The organism is Polynucleobacter sp. 35-46-11, assembly GCF_002281105.1.
Map to the genome: position 1 here is coordinate 1 of NZ_NCFJ01000163.1, position 4,871 is coordinate 4,871.

General features: G+C 45.4%; 6 protein-coding genes. 4 read left to right on the forward strand and 2 right to left on the reverse strand.

The genetic code is table 11. From position 1 onward, the window contains the following. Positions 1–280: DUF2244 domain-containing protein (locus B7Y67_RS10835; RefSeq protein WP_293598655.1), on the forward strand; the 280-nt coding region annotated here is incomplete at its 5' end. A gap of 22 nt (positions 281–302) precedes the next feature. After that, positions 303–791, forward strand: coding sequence for a copper chaperone PCu(A)C (locus B7Y67_RS10840; RefSeq protein ID WP_293598656.1), 489 nt, complete (start codon positions 303–305; stop codon positions 789–791). Between the two features lie 90 nt (positions 792–881). Here B7Y67_RS10840 and ilvD read toward each other — a convergent pair whose 3' ends face one another. Beyond that, positions 882–2,570, reverse strand: a complete 1,689-nt coding sequence (gene ilvD / locus B7Y67_RS10845; RefSeq protein WP_293598657.1) for a dihydroxy-acid dehydratase — start codon at positions 2,568–2,570, stop codon at positions 882–884. Between the two features lie 229 nt (positions 2,571–2,799). Here ilvD and B7Y67_RS10850 point away from each other — a divergent pair, with 229 nt between their 5' ends. Together B7Y67_RS10850 and B7Y67_RS10855 are read left to right on the forward strand one after the other, a co-directional pair. After that, a complete protein-coding gene (locus tag B7Y67_RS10850) occupies positions 2,800–3,426 on the forward strand; it encodes a response regulator (protein WP_293598658.1) in 627 nt (208 codons plus the stop codon). Between the two features lie 81 nt (positions 3,427–3,507). Further along, on the forward strand, positions 3,508–4,446 hold the full coding sequence (locus B7Y67_RS10855) for a helix-turn-helix transcriptional regulator (RefSeq protein WP_293598659.1): 939 nt from the start codon (positions 3,508–3,510) through the stop codon (positions 4,444–4,446). A gap of 34 nt (positions 4,447–4,480) precedes the next feature. Here B7Y67_RS10855 and glnK read toward each other — a convergent pair whose 3' ends face one another. Further along, positions 4,481–4,819, reverse strand: coding sequence for a P-II family nitrogen regulator (glnK, locus tag B7Y67_RS10860; protein WP_293598660.1), 339 nt, complete (start codon positions 4,817–4,819; stop codon positions 4,481–4,483). Positions 4,820–4,871: the final 52 nt, after the last annotated feature.

The window sequence follows — 4,871 nt, forward strand, 5'->3', positions numbered from 1 at the left end:
TCTGGCGGTCACCATTGCTTTGTATGTCTATACACGACATGCTTTGGATTACGAAAAGATTACGATCTCTGGTAAGCAGTTGTTGTTTGAAAGAAGTTGGGGTGGCAAGATTCAGCAACATGAGTTCAATACTGTTTGGACTAAGTTGGTTCATAACGAGTCAACGGGTAAAGATTTGGTGTTAAAGACTTCTACCAAAGAAGTTCCAATTGGTTTTTTTGTTGGCGCTAATGAGCGAGAGCGGTTTGGAAAAGAACTCGAGAGATATCTTGGGATTTAAGATTAACTAGGAGGATGTACGAATGAAACGTAATACTTTATTAAATGCATTATTAGTTGCCGTTGTAGGTTTTGGTTTGGCTGGCATGGCTCAGGCTCAAAACGCTAAAGTTGGTAGCGTACAAATTGAAAATGCTTACACACGCGCTACTGTTCCAGGCCAAATGGCTGCTGGTGGTTTTATGAAGATTGAAAACAAGGGTGCTGCTGACCAACTCATTTCTGCAAGCTCACCAGTATCTGGTGAAGTTCAGTTGCATGAAATGGCTATGGATGGCAACGTCATGAAAATGCGTCAAGTGAAAGATATTCCAGTGCCAGCAGGTGGCGCAGTGGAATTGAAGCCAGGTGGCTTGCATTTAATGTTTATGAATATCAAAGCACCTTTAGCTGCTGGCGAGACTGTTCCGGTCAAATTGAAGTTTGCTAAAGCAGGCGAAGTAGAAGTGAAGATGCCTGTAAATGCGATGGGTAATCCTGGTGCCGGTCACGGTGGAGCGATGAAGCACTAAGCGCACACTTGTATCAAGCTTAAGTATTAAAAAAGCCCCTAGTTTTACCTAGGGGCTTTTGTTTTACTGCTTTGGATTTATTGCTAATACTTAATCCAAATTGAGATCGGTTACTGCGCCCTTACTTGCAGTGCTTGCAAGGTGAGCATACTTAGCAAGTAATCCACGGGTATAACGTGGCTTTGGTTGTACCCAAGCAGCACGACGCTTAGCAATCTCTTCATCACTCACATTGAGTTGAATGAGGAGCTTGTGGGCATCGATCGTGACAGAGTCGCCCTCTTGGATAAGGGCGATCGTACCGCCTACAAAAGCCTCGGGAGCAACGTGACCAACTACCATGCCCCAAGTACCGCCAGAGAAGCGTCCGTCAGTGATGAGACCTACTGTCTCGCCTAAGCCTTGACCGACGAGGGCAGAGGTAGGGGCAAGCATCTCACGCATACCAGGACCGCCTTTAGGGCCTTCGTAACGAATCACCATGACGTCACCATCTTTGATCTTTTGCGCCATGATGGCTGCCATTGCGTCATCTTCAGAATCAAATACGCGAGCAGGTCCAGTAATGGATGGGTTCTTCAGGCCAGTAATCTTCGCAACACATCCCTCTGGAGAGATATTGCCTTTTAGGATAGCTAAGTGACCTTGCTTGTACAGTGGGTTATCTAAAGTGCGAATCACTTTTTGATCAGCGCGTGGCACTGATGGAACATCTTTCAATGTTTCAGCAATGGTTTTGCCGGTGATAGTCATGCAATCGCCATGTAAGAGTCCACCATCAAGCAAGACTTTCATCACTTGCGGAATGCCGCCGGCTTGATGAAGATCAGTTGCTAAGTACTGTCCTGAAGGCTTCATGTCGACGATGACAGGAACACGTTTACGAATACGCTCGAAGTCATCAATCGTCCAGTCGATCTCAGCGGCACTGGTAATTGCCAAGTAATGCAGAACGGCATTGGTTGATCCGCCAACAGCCATGATCACACTGACTGCATTCTCAATGGATTTTTTGGTGATGATGTCACGTGGACGTAAATTATTTTTAATGGCCTCAACCAAAACAATCGCAGATTCATGAGCGCTAGCGATTTTTTCAGCATCTTCATTAGCCATCGTCGAGGAGTACGGCAGGCTCATGCCCAAGGCTTCAAACGAGGAACTCATGGTGTTGGCGGTGTACATGCCACCGCAAGAGCCGCTGCCTGGACAAGCATGCTGCTCAACGCCTTTAAGATCTACTTCATTCATGCGTCCTGAAGTAAATTCACCAACAGCTTCAAATGCGGAAACAATATTGAGGTCCTTACCTTTGTAATGACCCGGCTTAATGGTTCCGCCATAAACATAAATACTGGGTACATTGGTACGCGCCATTGCCATCATGCCGCCTGGCATATTTTTATCGCAACCACCAATAACCACAACGCCGTCTTGCCATAAACCATTGACACAAGTTTCAATACTGTCAGCAATGACTTCGCGGGAGATAAGGGAGTATTTCATGCCCTCAGTTCCCATGCCGATACCATCAGAAACGGTAGGAGTGCCAAACATTTGTGCATTTGCACCCGCCTCTTCAAGGGCAGTTACTGCTGCGTCTGCCAGTTTTTGCAAACCGCTATTGCAGGGGGTAATAGTGGAATGACCATTTGCTACGCCAACCATCGGCTTAACAAAATCCTTTTCTTCGTAGCCCATCGCGTAATACATTGAGCGATTGGGTGCGCGGGCAACCCCTTCGGTGACATTGCGCGAGCGTTCATTGAGGCGTTTCATGCTGATATTGACTCCAGAAAAGAATTTGTCGAAAAGCTCTATTGTGCCGTGAGACAAGGGCGAGCACTGGGGTTTATGTAGACTTCCCGGCGCTTATGTTGTGCACTGCAACAAGCAGATTTATCTATTGTATTTGCTGATTGAGCCTCATTATTAGCTTGAGAGCTAATATCCTTGATAAAAAAGCTACAGTACATTGTCTTATCTATTACTTTTTCTTTTAAATTCAATGACTAAAGTTGGCCACATCTACCTAATTGACGACGATGAGTCAATGCGCACATCCCTAGGTCGAATGCTCAAGGATGTGGGCTATATGGTGGACGATTTCTCCTCTGCAGTGACATTTTTAGAGCATTCAGTTCCTGTGGCACCTGCAGTCATCTTGCTGGATATGCAGATGCCTGAGATGACTGGGCTGGATTTGCAGGAAAAATTACTCCAGTTGGGCCGCAAAACACCTATTGTGTTTGTGAGTGGCCAAAGTCACCCCCATCAAATCGTCAAGAGCCTGAAGCGCGGCGCCGTTGATTTCCTCTTTAAACCCTTCAATTTGGAGGATTTATTGAAGGCTGTTGCCGATGCCCTGGAGTTTGATAGGCGTCAGCTCAAACGGGTCTCTAAGGAAGTAGAAACCAAAAAGGATTATGCAACCCTAACTCCTAGAGAGAAGGAGGTTTGCTTTTGGCTGGTTAAGGGATTGCTTAATAAAGATATTGCCATCAAACTGGGGACAACCGACGCTACGATTAAGGTTCACAAGGCTAGGGTGATGGATAAGATGCATGTGGAATCAGTTCAAATATTAGTAGCAAAGTATCTTGAATCTGACTTAGGAAATATCCAAAATAGCTAGCTCTTGGGCTAATTTCCCCGATGTTATATAGGTAATATTATTGGACATCATTTTGACAGATAAAACACTTAAAGCGCTTTTGTGAATTCCAATTCCAAACTTCCCGAGATTCGCAAAGAAGCTTTTGTTAAAGCTCGCGAAAAGCTGAGTTTAAGCGCTAAAGATCTTGGCGGCATGGCTTGTCTTTCACACCATCAAATATCTCAAATGGAAAATGGTGAGTCCAGCTTTTTCTATGGGGCCCAGAATAAATTTACTGCTGCTAAAAAAGTAGCAAAGCTGTTGAACTTAAGTGATGAGGAAGCATTCAATTACGGCACTCAAACTCCAGCAAAAGTAATTGAAGTGCCAGAGCTTGAAGAGCCCGCCAAAAAAGAAGAGCCTAAAGAAGTTGAGCCAATCAAAGCGAATGCACAAGAAATTCCTTTTGCTGCTGCTTCAGAGGTCTCAAAGCCTGCCTCCCCAAAGAAGCTTTTCCTTTGGTTGAGCGTTTTAGCGGCGCTGGTTTTCTCAGCAATTAACCTGCGCACACTCTTTTTTGCAGATAAGCCAGAAGAAATTATTGCTGTAAAAGAAGAAATTATTGAGCCAGCCCCTGTAGTCAATCCAGCGGAGCCTGGGCCGATTGCTCCGGCAGCCGTTGCAGCAGTAGTTGTAGCGCCTGCCGTTACTGATGAGGCTTCTACAGCCTGCCCTGTTGAGGAAAGCATTATTAGCTATAAGCCAGATGCACCCCGTAAAGCAGCGGATATGGTTTATGTGCAAGTTAAATCAAAACAAGTGATTTGTGTTGGCGATGCTTCAGGAAAGCTGCAAAACAAGATGGTTGAACCTGGAGTTGGCGCATCTTTTTATGGCAAGCCGCCATTTAAAGTTCTTACCGCTGGATTGAATCAGGTGGATGTATTCTTCCAGGGCTTAAAAGTGCGCTTGTCAAACCCGAATTCAAAGGCATTAATTTTGGAAGCTTCTGAGGTGCTTGCTCCAGCCGTAGATCGGACGGACTCTCAGTTACGCTAACTCACTTGGAGTTAGCGTTTTTGGAAAGCAGTTTTTAAACTGCTGAGTCGTTAGTTTCGCCAGTGCGAATACGAATAGCCTGCTCGATTGGACTAACAAAAATCTTACCGTCACCAATCTTGCCAGTGCGCGCAGCTTTAGTAATTGCTTCGATCGCTGAATCTACCTGGTCATCAGCAACAACCACTTCAACTTTTACTTTAGGCAAAAAGTCGACCACATACTCGGCGCCACGATAGAGCTCGGTGTGACCTTTTTGGCGACCAAATCCTTTGACTTCAGTAACGGTGAGTCCGGTAACGCCTACTTCAGCCAAGGCTTCACGCACTTCGTCAAGTTTGAACGGCTTAATAATGGATGTGATTAGCTTCATATATTCCCCTTAATACAGTAATCATACCTAGAACTGAAAACCAATGCCCAGT

Coding starts and splice junctions, on each gene's coding strand:
- B7Y67_RS10840 (WP_293598656.1), top strand. CDS start 303: ATGAAACGTAATACTTTATTAAATGCATTATTAGTTGCCGTTGTAGGT.
- ilvD (WP_293598657.1), bottom strand. CDS start 2,570: ATGAAACGCCTCAATGAACGCTCGCGCAATGTCACCGAAGGGGTTGCC.
- B7Y67_RS10850 (WP_293598658.1), top strand. CDS start 2,800: ATGACTAAAGTTGGCCACATCTACCTAATTGACGACGATGAGTCAATG.
- glnK (WP_293598660.1), bottom strand. CDS start 4,819: ATGAAGCTAATCACATCCATTATTAAGCCGTTCAAACTTGACGAAGTG.